The sequence below is a fragment of the Pacificispira spongiicola genome, from assembly GCF_012926505.1.
Taxonomy (GTDB): domain Bacteria; phylum Pseudomonadota; class Alphaproteobacteria; order UBA8366; family Aestuariispiraceae; genus Pacificispira; species Pacificispira spongiicola.
This window is the reverse complement of record NZ_JABBNT010000005.1, coordinates 226859-246714: the sequence shown is the minus strand read 5'-3', so window position 1 is coordinate 246714 and position 19856 is coordinate 226859. Positions and strand designations below refer to the sequence as shown.

General features: G+C 61.3%; 21 protein-coding genes, 1 tRNA gene and 1 riboswitch. Of the genes, 14 read left to right on the top strand and 8 right to left on the bottom strand.

Features of this window, described 5'->3' with window-relative positions:
- Positions 1-59: 59 nt before the first annotated feature.
- Positions 60-722 (bottom strand): peroxiredoxin, encoded by a 663-nt coding sequence (locus HH303_RS16995; RefSeq protein ID WP_169626567.1) that lies wholly within the window; start codon positions 720-722, stop codon positions 60-62.
- Between the two features lie 101 nt (positions 723-823).
- On the opposite strand from HH303_RS16995, the gene HH303_RS16990 reads away from it, so the two are divergent.
- The 8 genes from HH303_RS16990 (at position 824) to HH303_RS16955 (ending at position 8473) form a co-directional block, all read left to right on the top strand.
- The gene (locus tag HH303_RS16990) at positions 824-1933 is read left to right on the top strand and encodes an acetoin utilization protein AcuC (RefSeq protein WP_169626566.1); all 1110 of its coding nucleotides are present in this window, start codon (positions 824-826) and stop codon (positions 1931-1933) included.
- Positions 1934-1954: 21 nt separating this feature from the next.
- Positions 1955-2422 (top strand): DUF192 domain-containing protein, encoded by a 468-nt coding sequence (locus HH303_RS16985; protein WP_169626565.1) that lies wholly within the window; start codon positions 1955-1957, stop codon positions 2420-2422.
- 87 nt (positions 2423-2509) lie between these two features.
- Positions 2510-3181: a hypothetical protein gene (locus HH303_RS16980; RefSeq protein ID WP_169626564.1), complete on the top strand. Its 672-nt coding sequence runs from the start codon at positions 2510-2512 to the stop codon at positions 3179-3181.
- Between the two features lie 224 nt (positions 3182-3405).
- Positions 3406-4905 (top strand): cytochrome c oxidase accessory protein CcoG, encoded by a 1500-nt coding sequence (ccoG, locus tag HH303_RS16975; protein WP_169626563.1) that lies wholly within the window; start codon positions 3406-3408, stop codon positions 4903-4905.
- A gap of 23 nt (positions 4906-4928) precedes the next feature.
- Positions 4929-5432: a FixH family protein gene (locus tag HH303_RS16970; protein WP_169626562.1), complete on the top strand. Its 504-nt coding sequence runs from the start codon at positions 4929-4931 to the stop codon at positions 5430-5432.
- The gene (locus HH303_RS16965; RefSeq protein ID WP_169626561.1) at positions 5432-7819 is read left to right on the top strand and encodes a heavy metal translocating P-type ATPase; all 2388 of its coding nucleotides are present in this window, start codon (positions 5432-5434) and stop codon (positions 7817-7819) included. Before HH303_RS16970 ends, HH303_RS16965 begins: the two co-directional genes overlap by 1 nt.
- Positions 7820-7869: 50 nt before the next feature.
- The gene (gene ccoS, locus HH303_RS16960; protein WP_169626560.1) at positions 7870-8040 is read left to right on the top strand and encodes a cbb3-type cytochrome oxidase assembly protein CcoS; all 171 of its coding nucleotides are present in this window, start codon (positions 7870-7872) and stop codon (positions 8038-8040) included.
- A gap of 70 nt (positions 8041-8110) precedes the next feature.
- Positions 8111-8473 carry a helix-turn-helix domain-containing protein gene (locus HH303_RS16955; protein WP_169626559.1) on the top strand — a complete coding sequence of 121 codons (363 nt, stop codon included), beginning with the start codon at positions 8111-8113 and terminating at the stop codon, positions 8471-8473.
- Between the two features lie 75 nt (positions 8474-8548).
- On the opposite strand, the gene HH303_RS16950 is transcribed toward HH303_RS16955, so the two are convergent.
- Positions 8549-9298 (bottom strand): protein phosphatase CheZ, encoded by a 750-nt coding sequence (locus tag HH303_RS16950; RefSeq protein WP_169626558.1) that lies wholly within the window; start codon positions 9296-9298, stop codon positions 8549-8551.
- 271 nt (positions 9299-9569) lie between these two features.
- On the opposite strand from HH303_RS16950, the gene HH303_RS16945 reads away from it, so the two are divergent.
- The 5 genes from HH303_RS16945 (at position 9570) to HH303_RS16925 (ending at position 14281) form a co-directional block, all read left to right on the top strand.
- Positions 9570-9644: transfer RNA gene (locus HH303_RS16945), tRNA-Asn, on the top strand.
- A gap of 146 nt (positions 9645-9790) precedes the next feature.
- Positions 9791-11155 carry an MBL fold metallo-hydrolase RNA specificity domain-containing protein gene (locus HH303_RS16940; RefSeq protein WP_169626557.1) on the top strand — a complete coding sequence of 455 codons (1365 nt, stop codon included), beginning with the start codon at positions 9791-9793 and terminating at the stop codon, positions 11153-11155.
- 9 nt (positions 11156-11164) lie between these two features.
- Positions 11165-12694 (top strand): thymidine phosphorylase family protein, encoded by a 1530-nt coding sequence (locus tag HH303_RS16935; RefSeq protein WP_169626556.1) that lies wholly within the window; start codon positions 11165-11167, stop codon positions 12692-12694.
- Positions 12691-13578 (top strand): ribose-phosphate pyrophosphokinase, encoded by an 888-nt coding sequence (locus tag HH303_RS16930; RefSeq protein ID WP_169626555.1) that lies wholly within the window; start codon positions 12691-12693, stop codon positions 13576-13578. The genes HH303_RS16935 and HH303_RS16930 overlap by 4 nt, the downstream gene beginning before the upstream one ends.
- A 35-nt stretch (positions 13579-13613) precedes the next feature.
- A riboswitch (FMN riboswitch) is annotated at positions 13614-13772 on the top strand.
- Between the two features lie 74 nt (positions 13773-13846).
- Positions 13847-14281, top strand: a complete 435-nt coding sequence (locus HH303_RS16925; protein ID WP_169626554.1) for a 6,7-dimethyl-8-ribityllumazine synthase — start codon at positions 13847-13849, stop codon at positions 14279-14281.
- A 2-nt stretch (positions 14282-14283) separates the two neighbouring features.
- Here HH303_RS16925 and HH303_RS16920 read toward each other — a convergent pair whose 3' ends face one another.
- Complete coding sequence (locus tag HH303_RS16920) at positions 14284-15024, bottom strand: SDR family oxidoreductase (protein WP_169626553.1); 741 nt, start codon at positions 15022-15024, stop codon at positions 14284-14286.
- A 107-nt stretch (positions 15025-15131) separates the two neighbouring features.
- On the opposite strand from HH303_RS16920, the gene HH303_RS16915 reads away from it, so the two are divergent.
- Positions 15132-16031: an AraC family transcriptional regulator gene (locus HH303_RS16915; RefSeq protein WP_169626552.1), complete on the top strand. Its 900-nt coding sequence runs from the start codon at positions 15132-15134 to the stop codon at positions 16029-16031.
- On the opposite strand, the gene ureG is transcribed toward HH303_RS16915, so the two are convergent.
- From ureG to HH303_RS16890, 5 genes are read right to left on the bottom strand one after another with little or no spacing between them, the layout of a single operon-like run.
- On the bottom strand, positions 16023-16658 hold the full coding sequence (gene ureG, locus HH303_RS16910; RefSeq protein ID WP_169626551.1) for an urease accessory protein UreG: 636 nt from the start codon (positions 16656-16658) through the stop codon (positions 16023-16025). The two genes, HH303_RS16915 and ureG, sit on opposite strands and share 9 nt — an antisense overlap.
- On the bottom strand, positions 16655-17314 hold the full coding sequence (locus tag HH303_RS16905; RefSeq protein ID WP_169626550.1) for an urease accessory protein UreF: 660 nt from the start codon (positions 17312-17314) through the stop codon (positions 16655-16657). Before HH303_RS16905 ends, ureG begins: the two co-directional genes overlap by 4 nt.
- A complete protein-coding gene (locus HH303_RS16900) occupies positions 17307-17816 on the bottom strand; it encodes an urease accessory protein UreE (RefSeq protein WP_169626549.1) in 510 nt (169 codons plus the stop codon). Before HH303_RS16900 ends, HH303_RS16905 begins: the two co-directional genes overlap by 8 nt.
- Before the next feature lie 9 nt (positions 17817-17825).
- On the bottom strand, positions 17826-19538 hold the full coding sequence (ureC, locus tag HH303_RS16895; RefSeq protein WP_169626548.1) for an urease subunit alpha: 1713 nt from the start codon (positions 19536-19538) through the stop codon (positions 17826-17828).
- A 2-nt stretch (positions 19539-19540) separates the two neighbouring features.
- Entirely contained in the window at positions 19541-19846 is a 306-nt protein-coding gene (locus HH303_RS16890; RefSeq protein ID WP_169626547.1) for an urease subunit beta, read from the bottom strand.
- Positions 19847-19856: the final 10 nt, after the last annotated feature.

The window sequence follows — 19856 nt, the reverse complement described above, 5'->3', positions numbered from 1 at the left end:
TCGAAACCGGGCTTTTCGCGCAAACCCCGGTTGCGGGGCAGTGTCACTGATCTCCCGGATCAGGCTTCGGGATCGGGGATCATGCTGATATAGGAATTCAGCCTATCCGACGTATCGCCGAAGCGGCGCTCGATTTCCGCATCCGACAGGTCAGGGCCGACCATGACCTTGTCGCCGCGCTTCCAATTGGCCGGGGTGGCGACCGGATGACGTTCGGTCAATTGTAACGCGTCCAGACAGCGCAGAACCTCATCGAAATTCCGACCGACGAGGAGGGGATAGACCTGAATCATCTGGATCGTCTTGTCCGGTGCAATGACGAAGACGTTACGGACCGTCATATTGTCGCCGGCATTCCGGGCGCCCGCCGGGCCCTGCGCACTTGCTGGCAGCATACCGTAGGCCTTGGAAATATTCAGATCCGGGTCGGAAATCATCGGGAAGGACGGGCGGTGTCCCTGTGTCTGCTCGATATCCTGCATCCATTTGACGTATGAATGCTGCGTATCGACCGACAGGGACGCGATCTTCGTGTCACGCTTTGCGAATTCCGGTTCGAGTCGCGCGACCGCACCCAGTTCGGATGTGCAAACCGATGTGAACGCTTTCGGGTGAGCAAACAGGATACACCAGGAATCGCCGACCCAATTGTGGAAATCAATTTCACCCTGTGTAGACTCAGCCCGAAAATTCGGCGCTAGCGACCCGATGCTAAGCGGCATAACTTCCCCAATACCAAACTTGTTCCGCACGGTTCGTTGGGCCGCCCCGTCGAAACCGATCACGGCATGTAGTACAGAACAAAATCCATCCTGAAAGCAACATGAACGATCGGCCTTACTTCATCTCATCGGAAATTTACCGCCATTCGCGATATGGCGCGAAACACCCGCTGTCGATCTCGCGCGTTGCGGCGGTGACCGATCTGGTGGCGGCACTGGGATGGTTGCCGGAAGACCGGTTCCGGGATGGGCCGGTGGCGACACGCGATCAATTGCTGCGCTTTCATGATCCGGACTATATCGACGCGCTGATACGTGCGGAAAGGCAGGGATTGTCCGACGAGGAAAAGGCGCGTTGGAACATCGGTCGCAATGGAAACCCGATCTATGGCGAGGTATTCCGCAGACCCGCTACGGCGGCGGGGTCGTCCATTCTCGCCGCCTCCCTGATCGCGGAAGGCGGGACGGTCTACAGCCCCGCTGGCGGCACCCATCACGGTCGACGCGACCGGGCCAGCGGGTTCTGTTATCTGAACGATCCGGTGCTGGGCATTCTGACCCTGTTGGATAAGGGGATCGCGCCGATTGCCTATGTCGATTTGGACGCGCATCACGGCGACGGCGTGGAAGACGCGTTTCGCGACGATCTCCGGGTTACGACAATTTCTCTTCATCAAGCAGACCTTTGGCCGCGCAGCGGGCCCGCCGCGCATGACCTCGGTTCGTCGGTGATGAATTTGCCGGTCGAGGCCGGGTTCAACGATGACGAATTCCAATATGTCCTGGAAACGGCGATCCTGCCCAAAGTGTCGGCCGTCGCCCCGCAGGCCCTGGTGATCCAATGCGGGGTCGATGGGTTGGAAGACGATCCCTTGTCGAAACTATCCCTGTCGAACGGCGTTTACCGAATGGCGGTCGCCCATTTGCTGCCGCTTGCGCCGCGCCGGATCGTGTTGGGTGGGGGCGGGTATAACCCCTATGCCGTGGCGCGTGCCTGGGCTGGGATATGGGCGGTGTTGGACGGTCATTCGGTACCGGACGCCCTGCCGGACGCGGCGGAATCCGTGTTGCGGGCGCTCGATTGGAAGCACAGCCGCGCCCGGACGCCGCCGGACCGCTGGTTCCGAACATTGCTGGACCCCTCGAACCACGGTCCGGTGCGCGACAGCACGCGGGAAACGGTCCGTGCGTCGCTGCTTGCCTCGCGTTGATCGCGTTGCTATGTGCGAAGGATGAAACGCGCGCTCCTTACCGTCTTTATTTGTGTCTTCTGCCTCACCGGCTTGGCGCGGGCCCAGTCGGAAGGTCAGGACCTGCCGACGGAACCGCTGACCATCGTCACGCAGGACGGGGCGGAGCATGTCTTCGAGGTGGAGGTCGCGACCAGCCCGGAAGAACGTCAGGTCGGCCTGATGTATCGGAACGAATTGGCGCCGGATCACGGGATGATCTTCATCTATCCGTATGACAAGCGTGTCAGCATGTGGATGAAGAACACGTTCATCCCGCTGGATATGCTGTTCCTCGAATCCGACGGTACCGTGGAAAGCATTCGGGAACGGGCGGTACCGCATTCCCTGACGCCGATCCCGTCGAAAGGGCGCGTGCGCGCCGTTTTGGAGCTGCCGGGGGGAAGCATCGACCGTTTCGGCATACGTTCCGGCGATAAAGTCCGCTTTTCCGCTTTCGAAAATAACTAGAATCGTCCTATCAGCGAATGGTGCGGGGGCGGCATGCATTGCCGCGCCGACCGCGCGTGGGATGTACCGGAAGGCAGGAGTGGGCATATGCGGTGCGGGTTCAAAAGGGCAGCGGTGTTCGTCGCGGGCGGGCTGATGCTGGCGGGTTGTTCCATCAATCCGGATGAACCAGAGGCCTATCCGAAGGTTTCCGGCAACACATTCGACCTGCAAAACGAGTTGAGTGTCGTCCTGCCGGTGGCGGAACGCATCAACGTTTCCTATGAATTCGTTCAGTCCGATTCAGCGGAAGACTACATTTCCGCCCCTGGCATGTTCGACGGCCCGATCTGGTGGTTCCAGGAACGGACAGCGGAAGAGCCGGAACAATTCTTGGGTATCCACCTTCTGAAGCGGGACGGCGACGACTTCGAAGAGGCGCCTGGTGCCCTGGTCCGTCTGTCGCGCACGAACTATGACGTGCAGACCTATTGCTTCGATCTGTCCAAGGATACGATCCCGCCGGAAATCCAGCCTTATCTCGACAGTTTCCGGAATCTTGATCAGGAAATTTCGACGGATATCTATTTCCGCCGCTTTATCCTGCGTAAGGAACGCGAGGGCGGGGAACGCACGGACCTCGTCTATATCCGGGACATCGTGCGTTTGGGCTATACCTGCGAGGCGATCGGCGATCTGACCGAACCGAAGCCGGGCAACGACGAGATCGTCCAGCAATTGCAGACCGATTCCCAGGCTGCCTTCGAGGTCATGAGCTGACCTTACCCGTCTTGCAGGTTTGATCGTCGCGATACCGATGCGGCCCCGCGACGATCCGTTACAGGGCTCCATCCTAGCGATACGTCCTCTTCGTCGCTAAGATATCCATCGCATTCAGATAGTTTGATCCATCGCAAAGACGGTCGACCGGACTGTCGGATAGGTGATGCATCATACCGTTGACTCGCCACGATGCGACGCAAGCCCGATTGGGATGAGGACACATGACCGACACCACCCAAACGCTGATCGAACCGAATCCGGGTCCGATCGAACCTGAGTTCGACCCGGAAAATCAGCCGCTTTATGCCGCGCGGAAGAAGATTCATCCGAAATCGGTCTCCGGTATTTATCGCAAACTGAAATGGGCTGCCGTCATCGTCCTGCTGGCGATTTACTACATTGCGCCCTGGCTGCGCTGGGATCGGGGATTGAGCGCGCCGGACCAAGCCTTCCTGATCGATATGCCCAATCGCCGGGCCTATTTCCTGTGGATCGAAATTTGGCCGCAGGAGGTTTACTACATCGCCGGGCTGCTGATCATGGGGGCGGTCGGGCTGTTCTTCGCGACAGCGCTGCTGGGCCGGGTCTGGTGCGGCTTTTCCTGCCCGCAGACGGTATGGACAGACTTGTTCATGTGGGTGGAACGCCTGATTGAAGGCGATCGCGGCGCGCGTATCCGCCTGGACAAGGCCGGTTTCAGTTTTGAAAAGCTGTGGAAGCGGACGGCGAAACACGCGTCTTGGATTTTGATCTCGCTGCTGACCGGCGGGGCTTGGGTCATGTATTTCAACGATGCGCCGACCCTGGTGCGCGACGTGATCCATTTCGATCTGACCGGGAACCAACTGTTCTTCATCGGTCTGTTCACCGCGACGACCTACGCCCTGGCCGGGTTCGCGCGCGAACAGGTCTGCACCTATATGTGTCCGTGGCCGCGTTTCCAGGCATCGATGCTGGACGAGGACACGATGATCGTGACCTACGAGAAATGGCGGGGCGAACCGCGCGCGAAACCGGCGCGGGACGGGAACTACGAAGATCGCGGGCATTGCATCGATTGCGGGCAATGCGTGGCGGTCTGCCCGACCGGGATCGATATCCGCAACGGGAACCAGTTGGAATGTATCGGCTGTGCGCTCTGTATCGACGCGTGTAACGCGGTGATGGAGAAGGTCGGCCTGCCGAAAGATCTGATCACCTACGACTCGGTCAACCGCCAGAATGCCCGGGCCGAAGGAAAACCGGTGAAGCGTCGGTTCTTCCGGCCGCGCACCTTCATCTATATGGCCGTTATGGCGATCGTCGCCGGGGCCTTCTTCTTTACCTTGGCGACCCGGTCGCATCTGGACATGTCCGTCATTCCGGATCGGAACCCGATCTTCGTGAAGCTGAAGGACGGGTCCATCCGCAACGGGTTTACCCTGCGCATCCTGAACAAGACACTGCGTCCGCGCTATTTCATCCTGACGGTGAACGGCCTGCCGGACTTCAAGATCGCGTTGCAAGGCCAGGATACCGAAGGGCAGCAAACCGATCTGGTCGTTGCCGAAGACAGCGTTAGAACCGTCAAGGCCTTCGTGACCATTCCAGAATCGGCCTTGAGCGATACGACGATGGATTTCAATTTCGTTCTGATCGAAAATGTCGCCGACGATGGCTCCGTTTTCGGCGGACCCGTGGAAAGCGACTTCGAAGCCCGCTTCCGCGGACCTGAAAAGTAAGGGGCCGAATGATGAGCATGTCCATGACGGAACCGACACAACCGACGCGGCGCAGCCGTATCCCGTTGATCTTCTTTGCATTCTTTGGCGTTGTTCTGATCGCGAACGGGATCATGATCTACATCGCGCTGTCCACGTGGACGGGATTGGAAACGCCGAATTCCTATCTGAAAGGGTTGGACTACAATAAAACCCTGGAAGAGGTCAGCACGCAGAACGCCCTGCATTGGACGGTAGACAGCTCGATCGCGCCGGTGGGACAACCCGGTCGCTTCGCCGTGTCGATCCGCATTTCCGACAAGGCGGGCGAACCGTTGCGCGCCGCGCGTGTGGTGGCGTCGTTCGAACGGCCGACACATTACGGCATCGATTCCCGCGCGGAACTGTCGGAGGTTGAGCCGGGGCTTTATGTCGGAACCGTCGATCTGGCGGAGGCGGGGGCCTGGAATCTGCGCCGTCTCGTCTGGCACGGCGAGGAAACCCATCAAACGGTCGAACGTGTATTCCTGAAGCCGGAGAATTTCTGATGGGAACTCTGGTCGGCGGAGGATGCTGCGCGCCGCTGGTCGAAGGACCGGACGCAGACGCCACCGACGCCGTGCGCGGTCGTCTGGGACCGCTGGACCCTTACCTGATCGCCGAACCCGACGGCCATATAACCCTCAACATGATGGTGGAGGGGATCACCTGCGGCGGCTGCATTTCCACGATAGAGCGTTCCCTTTTGAAGGAAGAGGCGGTCTCCAAGGCGCGGGTCAACCTGTCCACCGGGCGATTGAAGGTCACCTACGATCCGGAACGGGTCGCGCCGGAACATCTGATTGCGACACTCGACCTCCTCGGTTATCGGGCTGTGCCGTACGATCCTGCGGCGTTGCAGGAAGGCCGGGATCAGGAAGACAAGCAATTGCTGCGCGCCATGGCGGTGGCCGGCTTCGCGGCCGCGAATGTCATGTTGCTGTCGGTCGCGGTCTGGGCCGGAACATATCAGGATATGGGCCCGGCGACGCGCACGCTGCTGCATTGGATATCCGCGTTGGTCGCGGTTCCGGCGGTCTTTTACGCCGGACGTCCGTTCTTCGACAGCGCGTTGACCGCGATCCGCGCGGGGCGAACGAATATGGACGTGCCGATTTCCCTCGCCGTGTTGCTGGCGACGGGGATGAGCGTGTTTCAAACCCTGCGCGCGGCGGAACATGCCTATTTCGATTCAGCGGTGACCCTGCTGTTCTTCCTTCTGATCGGTCGCTTCCTGGATCGCCGTGCCCGCAGCAAGGCGCGTTCCGCCGCCGAACAGATGACCGGCCTGTCGGCGACGGCGGTAACGGTGTTACTGCCGGACGGCAGCTTGCAGGCCATGGCGCCGTCGTCGGTGGAAGCGGGCATGACCGTGTTCGTTCCCGCCGGAAGCCGTATCCCGGTCGACGGCACGGTGCTGCAGGGACAATCGGATGTCGATGCGCAACTGATCACGGGGGAAAGCCTGCCGGAAGCGGTGCGTCCCGGCATTTCGGTCTTCGCCGGCGCGATGAACGTGTCGGCGCCGTTGAAGATCCGCGTGGATGCGGCGGGTGAGGGGACCTTGCTGGCCGAAATCGCGCGCCTGATGGAAGCCGCCGAACAGCGCCGCGCCCGCTATGTCGGGATCGCGGATGCGGTGGCGCGGTGGTATGCGCCGGTGGTCCACACCATGGCGTTGGCAGCGTTTATCTTCTGGTTCTTCGGGATGGGGCTGATCTGGCAGGATTCCCTGATGATTTCCATTGCGGTCCTGATCATCACCTGCCCCTGCGCGTTGGGGCTCGCCGTACCCGTGGTGCAGGTCATCGCCTGTTCGCGCTTAATGCGGCAAGGCATTTTGCTGAAAAGCGGATCGGCGCTGGAAAGGCTGGCGGATATCGACACGCTGGTCTTCGACAAGACGGGCACCCTGACCAAGGGACAGCCGGTTCTAGTACCGAACCAAGACGCCGATCCGGACGATATCCGGCGTGCGGCGGGCATCGCCGCCGCCAGCCTGCACCCGCTGTCGCGGGCATTGGTCGCGGCGGCCGGGCCGGGGGTCGCCCCGCTGGACGACGTGCGCGAAGTGCCCGGCGCGGGACTGGAATGGCAAGGTCGCGACGGTCTGCATCGACTGGGCAGCCGCGCCTTCCTGAAGCTTGCGGAGGATGCCGTCCCGTCAGGCGGTGGGGACAGCACATCCGGTCCGGAAATCTGGTATGCGCGTCCCGGTCAGGCACCAATCCGGTTCGCCTTTATGGATGCCCTGCGCGACGACGCGGCGGCTGTTGTCGCCGAATTCAAGCGCCTGGGCATGGATATCCACCTTCTGTCCGGCGATCGGGACGATGTGGTCGCACAGACGGCGTCGGCGCTGGGCATCGACGCCTGGGAAGCGCGGATCACGCCGGACGGCAAGCTGCGGTACCTGGAAGACCTGCGGGCGGCGGGACGAAAGCCCGCTATGGTCGGGGACGGTCTGAACGACGCCCCGGCGCTTGCCGCCGCACTGGTATCTCTGTCGCCCGCGTCGGGGGCGGATATCAGCCGCACCGCCGCCGATGTCGTATTCCAGGGTAGCCATCTTGCGCCGGTGTTGGAGGCGTATCACACGGCCCGGGACGCGGAACGGCTGGTGAAGCAGAATTTCGCGCTCGCTTTCCTGTACAATGCCGTAACGGTGCCGCTGGCCTTTGCGGGATTCGTCACGCCGTTGCTGGCGGCGGTCGCCATGTCGTCGTCTTCCATCGTCGTGATCGGCAATGCGCTGCGTCTCGGCTGGCGGCGGGGCGGAAACTCTCCCGGCGGTAAATCTTCGGGTCGGGGCTGGACGGACTCGGCGGGGTCCGCTAGGCTTAAAGCCACACCGGTTTCGATGGGGAGTGACCCGTCCGGCTCCCGTTCTGCGTAATTGCGGGGCGACGGCCCGGGCGAAATAGAACCGAAAAGGTTGGTCGCGTTATGAGCGGATTGCTCTATCTCATTCCCATCGCGTTGCTCTTGGGCGCCCTTGGTTTGGCGGCCTTCCTCTGGGCGATGCGGTCTGGGCAATTCGAGGATTTGGACGGTGCGGCGCATCGTGTGCTCTTCGAGGACGACACGCCCGACGATCGAAACCACGATAATCACTGACGTTCGGCCTGTCCGGATCGTTCGATCCGGGTGGGGCGGCAGCGCGACTTTCAGAAAGGAATATCGGCGCATGCAGCAGGCTACTGCCACGAAAGAAGATCAGGATACGGGGATCAACCAGCGCATCAAGGAAGCGCGGGAAGCCCTCGACTGGTCCCAGGAAGACCTCGCCTATCGTTTGGGCGTGACGGTCGAAACGATCGACGAATGGGAAACCGGCGTGCGCGACCCGCGTTCCAACCGGATCGTGACGCTCGCGGGCATCCTGGGTGTCAGCGCCCATTGGCTGTTGGACGGTAGCGGCGAGTTCGGCCCGACCGATACGGCAAACCCGGCGGAGGCGGCCAAGGCGCAACTCGATTCCGTTCGATTGAAGTTGAATGAGCTGAAACTGCTGTTGAACGATATCGAAACGCAGTTGGACGCCCTTTAAGCGACGATTCGAAGTAAAGAAAAACCCCTCTCCGGATCTCCGGGGAGGGGTTTTGTGTTCAGTATGTGTATCCGGTCAGTCGAACAGGGCGTCGATATCCGCCTGGGAAATCCCCTGGTTTTCCAACTGCGGCCCGTTCAGTAGGTCGTCGTCCGTTCCGCCTGCTCCGCCGGAAATCGGTAACGGTAGGGCTTCGAACGCTTCCACGCCCCAAATGTCGATCATGGCCAGCACACGCTGTTCGATGAATCGAACGGTTTGCACGACCTTGTTGATCCGCTGTCCGGTAATGTCCTGGAAGTTACTGGCTTCCAACACGCGGACGACTTGGCCAACGATTCGTTCCGTGGCAGCGATGACATCCTGATCCTCATGGCAGAGACCGGCCAGGTTTGCTGCTTCCTTCTCGATATTCTCGGCGGCTTCCAGGATATTGTGGGTCGCCATCTCGGTTGCCTGAACAATGGCATCCAGTTCGTTGGAGGCGTCGAGAAGCCTGTCGCCTTCCGACATGGGGTGTTTGATCGCCGCGATTTCGGCCTTTGCCTTGGCAATGGATTTCACCAATTGCGCGATTTCAATCTGGACCGCCACAATTTCCGATCCGTCTCCCGACGGCGAGGGGGCCGTCGGTTTCACACCGGTTTCCATCTGGGTCCGCATCGCCGCCATCTCGCTGCGCAGCGCGGCGATTTCGCTCACCAACGTGGCGACATCCCCTACCGGCGCGGTTGTATCGACGGGATATGCGCGTCCGTTACCTCCTGCGGGAAGACCGGCGCGGCGTTCGGCGGAAAAGGGACGACGTGATTGCGGATTGCTCATGGCCAATGCTCATACTCTCAGCTTTGTTTATCCGGGACACGACAGCTTCGCAGCGACGCCAACGGCATTCTCCCGCCCGAACACAACCGTAATCCCACCCCGCAGGCGACTATCCGCTAAATTCCTTAACGAAGCCTAACCGGGAATATGAAATAAATATTTCCCGGTCGATTTTCCGGTCTTGGCAAGCTCCGGCGCGATTGCTATAAGCCCGCTCACCGACGCGGAGCCGCCAATTCGGGGGCTCGGCACGGCGAAAAGAACAGGCTAATCCGCGGTAGCTCAACGGTAGAGCAATCGGCTGTTAACCGATCGGCTGTAGGTTCGAATCCTACCCGCGGAGCCATTTTCGAAGCAGCGCTTGGGCGCTGCTTTTTTGATTCCCGCCACTGTTCCAAACTCTTATGCGACTTCGCCGCAGCGATATCCCTTGCAGGATACCGGCAAAGCGGGGACCCTGTCGTTAAAACAATGATATGGCGGGTAAAACGCATGGCGGTTGATCTGACTTTCCTGGGCGCCGTGGGGACGGTGACCGGGTCCAAATACCTTCTGGATACGGGCGATCGGCGCATCTTGATCGATTGCGGCCTGTTTCAGGGATTCAAGCAGTTGCGGCGGCGGAACTGGGCGCCGTTGCCCGTCGATCTGAAATCGATCGACGCGGTGCTTTTGACCCATGCGCATGTCGATCATTCGGGTTATTTGCCCGCCCTTGTGCGCGACGGCTATTCCGGGCCGATCTATGCCACGCCGCCGACCTGCGAATTGTGCGATGTGCTCCTGCATGACAGCGGCCATTTGATGGAGCGGGAGGCGGAGCAGGCAAACCGCTACGGCTATTCGAAGCACAAGCCCGCCGTGCCGCTCTATACCGAAGAAGACGCAGAACTGGCGTTGGAGCACTTCCGGGCCCAGAAATTCGAGGAAGACCTGAGACTCGGCGACGGTCTGCGCGTCCGCTTTCTGCCCGCCGGGCATATTCTGGGCGCGTCGATGATCGAGGTTTATACGCCGCAGGCGAAAATCCTGCTTTCCGGCGATTTGGGGCGGCCGGGCTCCGCCACCATGGTCGACCCGACACCGGTGAAACAGGCGGATTACCTTGTGGTGGAGTCCACCTATGGCAACCGTTTGCACGACAAGGCCGACGCGGAAGAACGCATCGCGGAAATCGTGAACAAGGTCGCACAGCGCGGTGGTACGGTCCTGATTCCGTCCTTCGCTGTCGGCCGGTCGCAGATGCTGCTCTATCATATCTCCCGGCTGAAGAAGGAAGGGCGCATTCCCGATCTGCCGGTCTATCTGGACAGTCCGATGGCCATCGACGCCAGCGAGCTGTTCTGGAAGTACCGCAAGGATCATCGGTTGACGGAGGAGGAAAGCCGGGAGACCTGTCAGGTCGCGACCTATGTCCGGTCGCCGGAGGAATCGAAGCGGTTGGACGAGAATATCGTGCCGAAGATCATCGTGTCGGCCAGCGGCATGGCGACCGGCGGGCGTATCCTGCACCATCTGAAACGCTATCTGCCCGATCGCCGGAACTTCGTGCTGTTCGCGGGGTTCCAGGCGGGCGGCACGCGGGGTCGGGCCCTGGTTACCGGCGCGCAGAAGATAAAGATCCATGGCAGCTATCATGCCGTCCGGGCGGATGTGGACAATTTGGACATGCTGTCCGCCCATGCGGATGCGGACGAAATTCTGGGCTGGTTGAAGAATTTCGAGGCACCGCCGCGCATGACCTTCATCACCCACGGCGAACCGGAGGCGTCGGACGCCCTTCGCCTGCGGATTGAGGAAGAATTGGGCTGGGAGTGCACGGTTCCCGAATTCCGTGATGGTTACGATCTGGTTTAATGCACCGCCATGACTTCACACGGTTCCAAAACTGCGCGTAACGGGTTGAGGCTGAAACGTCTGGGGATCGATACCCATGATGAGGCGGTCATCTATATGCGCAAGGATTGCCATATCTGCCGAGCGGAGGGGTTCACCGCCCATGCCCGTGTTCGCGTGCGGGCCAACGGCAATTCGATCATCGCGACGTTGAACACGACGACGGACGGCATGTTGGCGCAGGGGCAGGCGAGCCTGTCCGAATCGGCCTGGATACGGCTGGGTGTGGCGGAAGGCGACCCAATCTACGTCGAACATCCCAGCCCGGTGGATTCGCTGGGCCACGTTCGGGCAAAAATCTACGGCCACACGCTGACCGACCCGGAAATGAACGAAATTCTGACGGATATCGTGGCAGGCCGGTATTCGGATATCCAACTGTCGTCCTTCATCACCGCCTGTTCCGCGCGGGGACTGAACCAGACGGAAGTCATCGGCCTGACCCGCGCCATGGTGGATGTCGGCAAACGGTTGGACTGGGGCGTGTCACCCATCGTCGATAAGCATTGCGTCGGCGGATTGCCCGGCAATCGGACGACGCCGATCATTGTGCCTATCGTCGCCTGTTGCGGGTTGATGATGCCGAAAACCTCGTCGCGGGCCATCACATCGCCTGCCGGGACGGCGGATACGATGGAAACCCTGGCCCCGGTCGAACTCAGCCTCGCCGATCTGCGCCGCGTGGTAGAAAAGGAAGGTGGCTGCATCGCCTGGGGCGGCGCGGCGGATCTCAGCCCCGTGGACGATATCCTGATCCGCGTCGAACGCGCCCTCGATATCGACAGCGAGGGACAGATGGTGGCCTCCGTTCTGTCCAAGAAGGCGGCGGCGGGCGCCACGCATTTGGTGCTCGACCTGCCCATCGGTCCGACAGCGAAGGTGCGCAGCCGTCAGGACGCGGCCTCCCTGGGCGAAAGCCTGCTGACCACGGCGGCGGCTCTGGACATCAACGCCCATGTCGTTGAAACGGACGGGACGCAGCCCGTTGGACGCGGCATCGGCCCGGCCCTGGAAGCCTGGAACGTGCTGGCCGTCTTGCAGAACGAGGCGGATGCGCCGCAGGATCTGCGCGAACGGGCCGTCCTGCTGGCCGGGTCCTTGCTGGAATCCGCCGGACGCGCGGCTGCGGGCGAGGGGAGCGCGATGGCGGGAGAAGTCTTGAGCAGTGGGCGGGCCTGGGCGAAGTTTCAGGCGATCTGCGACGCCCAGGGCGGCATGCGGACGCCGCCGCGATCGAAGTTTCAGGAAATTATCCCCGCCCCGGCGAGCGGATCGGTCGTTCGTATCGACAATCGACGGCTCAGTCGGGCCGCGAAACTGGCCGGTGCGCCGGAAGACAAGGCAGCCGGTCTCGTCATGGCCTGTCGATTGGGGCAACGCGTGACGAAAGGGGAGCCCCTGGTCACGCTGCACGCGGATTCGAAGGGGGAGTTGAACTATGCCCTCGACTATTTCCGCAATCATCCGCAAACGATCGAAATAGGGACGGAAGACGCATGAAGCCGTTGATCCTGCCGATGCCGGAAAACGAGGCCTTGGCGCATTCCCTCGCCGACCAACTGGACGGGGAAGTCGGCGCGGTCGAAACACGGCAATTTCCGGACGGCGAAAGCTATATCCGGCTCGCCACGCCGGTTGCCGGGCGGTCGGTCGTTTTCGTCTGCACGTTGGACAGGCCGGACGGGAAGCTTCTGCCGTTGATTTTCGCGGCAGGGGCGGCAAAGGAGTTGCGTGCCGAAAGGATCGGGCTCGTCGCCCCCTATCTGGCCTATATGCGTCAAGATAAGCGGTTTCAGGAGGGAGAGGCGGTAACCTCCACCCATTTCGCATCGGTCCTGAACGGGTGGTTCGATTGGATGGCGACGGTCGACCCGCATCTTCATCGCCGGACGAGCCTGTCCGAAATCTACACCATGCCGACCGCGACGCTGCATGCGGCCGGCGCCATCGCGGATTGGATTCGAGAAGAAGTGGAGAATCCCGTCTTGGTCGGTCCCGACGGCGAAAGCGAACAATGGGTCGCCGCGGTGGCGGAGGAAGTCGGCTGTCCGCATACGGTCCTGCTGAAAACAAGGCACGGCGACCGGGACGTGGACGTCTCCGTCCCCGATGTCGATGCGTGGCGCGACCATACGCCGATCCTGATCGACGATATCATCTCCACCGCGCGCACGATGATCGAAACAGTCGGCCATCTGAAACGGGCGGGCATGGCGCCGCCAATCTGCGTCGGCGTGCATGCGGTCTTCGCGGGGGACGCCTACCGCGCCCTGTCCAATGCGGGGACCGGGCAGATCGTGACCTGCAACACGATCCCGCATGCCAGCAATGGGATCGACCTGACCGGCCTTTTAGCCGCTGGCATAGGGGATCTCCTGTCATAAGGCTTGCCCCGCCTGTGCAGCATCGGTCATAGTGCCGCCGTTCTCAGGGCGGGGTGGAAATCCCCACCGGCGGTAAGCAGCGAAATCTGTAAGCCCGCGAGCGCCTTCTCCGTTGTTCATCAAAGGGGAAGGGTCCAGCAGACCGAGTGAGAGTCTCGGGCCGACGGTCATAGTCCGGATGAAAGAGAACCAACGCACGACCCGCGACCGGCGGGCCGTGACGTTTGGGATCGCCTTGGGTGACGTGTCGCTAACCGAGGAGTCCCAAATGACACACACCCGATATGCCTTCATTAAAGCCAACTGGCATGCCGATATCGTCAATCAGGCACTGGTCGGATTTCAGCAAATTATCCCGTCGGAACAGGTCGACGTCTTCGATGTGCCCGGTGCCTTCGAAATGCCCCTGCTGGCCAAGAAACTGGCGCAGACCGGTCGATATGCGGCGGTCGCGGCGGCGGCCCTTGTCGTCGACGGCGGCATCTACCGGCATGACTTCGTCGCCCAAGCCGTGGTCAGCGGATTGATGCAGGCCGGTTTGGAGACGGAAGTTCCGATCCTGTCCGTCTCGCTGACCCCGCATCATTTCCAGGAAACCGACCACCATATCGGCATCTTCAAGCAACATTTCGTCCAGAAAGGCCGGGAAGCCGCGCAGGCGGCCCTGGCGGTTTCCGACCTATCCGTCGAAATGGCGGCCTGACTCTAGTCGCGGATCAGCGCGGCGGCATCGGCACCGGCGGCATATAGCAGCCGATCGCCGGTGTCCGTCGCCGCTGTCCAGACGGCCTCCGCCACATCGGTTTCCGTCGTGATCAGTCCGGGTTTCGCAAAACTCTCGAAAATCGGTTTGGCGAAGGCGGCGTAGGATTCCGGGATGAGGTCCTCGACCGAGATATCCAAATTATGAGCGAATTGGGTCGACGGTGCGTAGCCGGGGGCGACGAGCCGCACCTGTACCCCGAATGCCGCCAATTCATGCGCCAAGGATCCGGTGAAGCCCGCGATGGCGGTCTTGCTGGCCGTATACGCCGCGGCCAAAGGCATGGCGGCCAGGGTTACGCTGGAAGTCACATTGACGATGGTGCCGGATCGACGGGCACGGAATCGCGGGATCACCGCTTGCGTCATCGCCATGACGCCGAATGTGTTGGTTTCGAAGACCTTGCGAATGTAGTCCATTGGCGTCGCTTCGAAGGCACCGACGATACCGATCCCCGCATTGTTGACCAGAACGTCGACGTCACCGGCGGCCTGGACGGCTTCTGCAATGCTGGCTGGATTGGTTACATCCAGGGGCAGTATGCGCATGCGGCCGGATTCCGGCAGTATTCCTTCCTTCGGATTCCGCATGGTGGCGATGACATTCCATCCTTGAGTATGGAAGTGGCGGGCTGTTTCCAGGCCGAAGCCCGACGAGCAGCCGGTAATGAGGACGGTTTTCATGATGGGGTCCTTCTTCCCTATCGGTTCAGTTGACGACGGGAAGATAGCGGCGATAGACTGGACTAACATCAATCATAAGTCCGAATAATATTGGAGATAGTCCGAAATTGTCCGATCCACTTGTCGAAATCATCCAGCTTCTGCGTCCGCAGGCCATCTTCGCGAAAGGAGTCAGCGGCGCGGGCCGGTGGGCTGTCAGTTATTCCGCGTTTGGCCATCCCGGATTCTGCGCCGTTGTTGAAGGGCAGTGCCGCCTTTCCGTGGAGGGGGAACGGCCCGTCGTTCTATCCAAGGGGGATTTCGTCCTCCTGCCGGCGACACCGGCCTTCACAATGTCCAGCCTGGATCCGGCGCAACCCAAGCATTTGGACGCGATGCAAGCAGCGCGGGATCATAAGGATGAGGTACGCCACGGACGGGCCGACGGACCGCCGGATGTGCGCCTGCGCGGCGGCTATTTCACGTTTGAGTCTCCCGATGCCGATCTCCTGGTGTCGCTGCTGCCCACTATGATTCATATTCACGGCCTCGACAGGCTGACCGCGCTCGTATCGATGTTTGGCGCAGAAGCGGAAGAAGACCGTGCAGGGCGCGATCTAGTTCTGTCGCGTCTGGTGGAAATCCTGCTGATAGAAGCATTGCGGGCCGCACCGGGGCAGGACATGCCGCCGTGCCTGTTGCGCGGTCTTTCAGACCCGCGAGTCGCCAAGGCATTGCACGGCATGCATGGCGATACTGAAAGGGCCTGGACGGTTTCAGATTTGGCGGCTGTCGCGGGATTGTCGCGGTCTGCCTTTTTCGATCGCTTTTCGCGCATCGTCGGAATGCGGCCTATGGAATACCTTCACGCCTGGCGTATGGCGGTGGCGAAGGATTTGCTCCGCTCCGGTCAGGTGGCGTTGGACGAGGTAGCCCGGCGAATTGGATATGGATCCGCCAGTACGTTCAGCACCGCTTTCAGCCGCCATGTCGGAATGCCGCCAGGCCGCTTCGCGCGGTCAGGCTGATTGCGCCTCGCGGGATTCCAAACCACCGGCCTCTTCAATGAAGGCGATGATGTCGTCGCGGCCGATTTCCTTCTTCAAATTGGTGAAGAGGAAGGGGCGGTCGCCGCGCATGCGTTTGGCGTCGCGGTCCATCACATCCAGATTGGCGCCGACCAGCGGGGCAAGGTCGATCTTGTTGATGATCAGTAGATCCGACCGGGTGATGCCCGGCCCGCCCTTGCGCGGGATTTTCTCGCCCGCCGATACGTCGATGACATAGATCGTGATATCCGCCAGTTCGGGGGAGAAAGTGGCGGCCAGATTGTCGCCGCCGGATTCGATCAGGATCAGGTCCAGATTGGGGAACTTTTCATTCATCGTATCGACAGCGGCGAGGTTGATCGACGCGTCTTCCCGGATGGCCGTATGCGGACAGCCGCCGGTTTCCACCCCCATGATACGCTCCGGGGGTAGCGCGCCCGTTTCCGTCAGGATACGGGCATCCTCCTTGGTATAGATATCGTTGGTGATGGCGCAGAGGTCGTATTTCTTCGACATGGCGCGGGACAGTACCTCCATCAGCGCGGTTTTGCCGGAGCCGACCGGGCCACCGATACCGACGCGAAGGGGACCGTGGGTTTTCGTCATGATCTGAACAACCTCGTATACTGTGTTTCGTGTTTCATGGAGGCGATGTCGCTGAGCGGGGAGAAGGACCAGAGGTCGTCCATCGTCGCCCCGCAGGCCCATAGCGCCAATTTATCGATGGCGAGTTCCAGCGTGGCTAGGGCACGGACTCCGTCGCTTTGCCCCAAGGGAACCAGCCGGACCCCGGCGGAAATGATATTGGCCGCAAAGGCGTGCAGATAGGCGGCAAGCGCCTGCCGCGCCGGAATGCCGGAGGCCGCGGCCACCGATCCGACCGCCACGGGGTAAGGAAGGACAGTGCCGTTCGGCAGATCGGGTACAAGGTCCGGCCATCCGGATTTTACGGCCCGGATGAAGGCCTGACCCTGAGCTTCCGTTTCCAGCAGGCGTTCTTCCGTCGGGGACAGGGCGAGGCCGAGTTCCGCCAGTTCGACCAGATCGGCGTCCACTTGCATGGCCAACGCGCAGAGGACGGCATCGCTGCGCCCCGATCCGCTTTCCAGCAAATCGCCGATCCAGGCGGTCAGGTCGTCACCGTCCTTGATGTCGCCGGATTCGACGACCCATTCGATACCGTGGGAATAGGTATAGGCGCCAACCGGGAAACCCGGTGACATCCAGGTCATCAAACGCAAAAGGGCATTGCCGTCAGTCATGGTGATGGTGGTGGTGTCCCTGATCGTGAGAATGGTAATGATCGTGGCTGTGATCATGTCCCATCACGCGGCCCTGCCCGTAAGCGCCGCCTTCCGGTTGGAAGGGACGGTCGACCCGCGCGGTCAGGGCGCCCAGCCCGGCCAGCATCGCCTCGATCACATGGTCGTAGCGGATGAACAACCGGTCTTCCGCGATTTCCGTCGGTAAATGACGGTTGCCCAGATGCCACGCGATCCGGGTCATAAGAAACGGCGTCGGGGCGGATATTTCCAGCAAGGCCTCCGGTGCCGCGACAACGGCGACGTAGGTGCCGTCTTCCAACTTCAGTGCATCGCCCGCGGCGAGGGCCACCGGACGCGGCAAATCCATCAGGAATTTCAGGCCGTTCGTTCCGGTCATGGTGATCCGGCGACGGTGCCGGGAATCGAAATCCAGGCTGACCGTGTCGACCGGATCGCCCGCCCAGTCTCCCTTGGAGACGACTGTGTCCGCTCTCAACATCGTCCCACTCTAGAACAGGAAGTAACGCTGTGCCATGGGCAGAACCTCCGCCGGTTCGCAAGTCAGCAATTCCCCATCGGCCCGGACCTCGTAGGTTTCGGGATCGACCTCGATCTGCGGGGTGGCCGTATTGTGGATCATCGACGCCTTGGAAATGCCGGACCGCGTGTTTTCGACCGGCAGCAGCGTCTTTTCGACGCCCAGTCGGTCGGCCAGTCCATCGGCGATGGACGCGGCGGAAACGAAGGTCGCGCCGATCGCCCCGGTCGCCTTGCCGAAGGCCCCGAACATCGGGCGGTAATGCACCGGCTGCGGCGTCGGGATGGATGCATTGGGATCGCCCATCGGCGCGGCGGCAATCATTCCGCCGATCAGTACCATATCCGGCTTCACACCGAAGAAGGCGGGCGACCACAGGACCAGATCGGCACGCTTGCCGACCTCGACAGAGCCGATTTCCTTGGACATGCCATGCGCGATGGCAGGGTTGATCGTGTATTTCGCGATATAGCGTTTCACGCGGACATTGTCGTTCTGTCCGGTTTCGTCGGGCAGTCGGCCGCGCTGACGCCGCATCTTGTCGGCGGTCTGCCAGGTGCGGATCAGGACTTCCCCGACACGGCCCATGGCCTGACTGTCCGATGCGATGATGGAGAACGCGCCCAGATCGTGCAGGATGTCTTCCGCCGCGATGGTTTCCTTGCGGATACGCGATTCCGCGAAGGCCACATCCTCCGGAATACCGGAATCCAGATGATGGCAGACCATCAACATATCCAGATGTTCTTCCAGCGTATTGACCGTGTAAGGGCGCGTCGGATTGGTGGAGGAGGGGATGACGTTGGTTTCCCCGCAGACCTTGATGATGTCCGGTGCATGCCCGCCGCCCGCGCCTTCGGTATGGAAGGCATGGATGGTGCGGCCCTTGAAGGATGCAACGGTGTTTTCGACGAAACCGCTTTCGTTCAGCGTATCCGTATGGATCATGACCTGAACGTCGTAGTCGTCGGCGACGGCAAGGCAATTGTCGATTGCGCCCGGCGTTGTACCCCAATCTTCATGCAATTTCAGGGCGCAGGCCCCGGCCAGGATTTGTTCGACCAGCCCCTCCGGTTTCGCGCTGTTGCCCTTCCCCGACAGCGCCAGATTGACCGGGAAACCGTCCGCCGCCTGCAGCATGCGGGCGATATGCCAGGGGCCGGGCGTGCAGGTTGTGGCATTCGTGCCCGTCGCCGGGCCGGTGCCGCCGCCCAGCATGGTGGTCACGCCGGACATCAGCGCGTCCTCAATCTGCTGCGGGCAGATGAAGTGGATGTGGCAGTCGAACCCACCCGCCGTCAGGATCTTGCCTTCCCCGGCGATGGCTTCCGTGCCGGGGCCGACGATGATATCGACTCCCGGCTGGACATCCGGGTTCCCGGCCTTGCCGATGGCGACGACACGACCGTCCTTCAGCCCGACATCGGCCTTCACGATGCCCCAGTGGTCGACGATCAGGGCGTTGGTGATGACGGTATCGACGGCGCCTTGCGCGCGCGTCGTCTGGGCCTGGCCCATGCCGTCGCGCAGCACTTTTCCGCCGCCGAATTTCACTTCTTCCCCGTAGGTTGTGAAGTCTTTTTCAACCTCGATGACAAGTTCGGTATCGGCCAGTCGGACGCGGTCGCCCACGGTCGGACCATACATGTCGGCATAGGCGGCGCGGCTCAATTTCATCGGCATGATTAGAGCGCCCCCTGAATTTTCTGGTTGAAGCCATAGACCTCCCGAGCGCCGAGATAGGGCACCAGGGTCACGTCGCGGGTCTGTCCCGGTTCGAAGCGAACGGCGGTGCCGGACGGAATGTCCAGGCGCATGCCGCGCGCCTTGTCGCGGTCGAAGGACAGGCCCTCATTGGTTTCGAAGAAATGATAGTGGGATCCGACCTGGATCGGTCGGTCGCCGGTATTGGCAACGGTGATCGTCACGGACGGCTGGCCCTTGTTGATTTCGATCTCACCGTCGGCGGGAAAGATTTCGCCCGGAATCATGGTCGTTCCT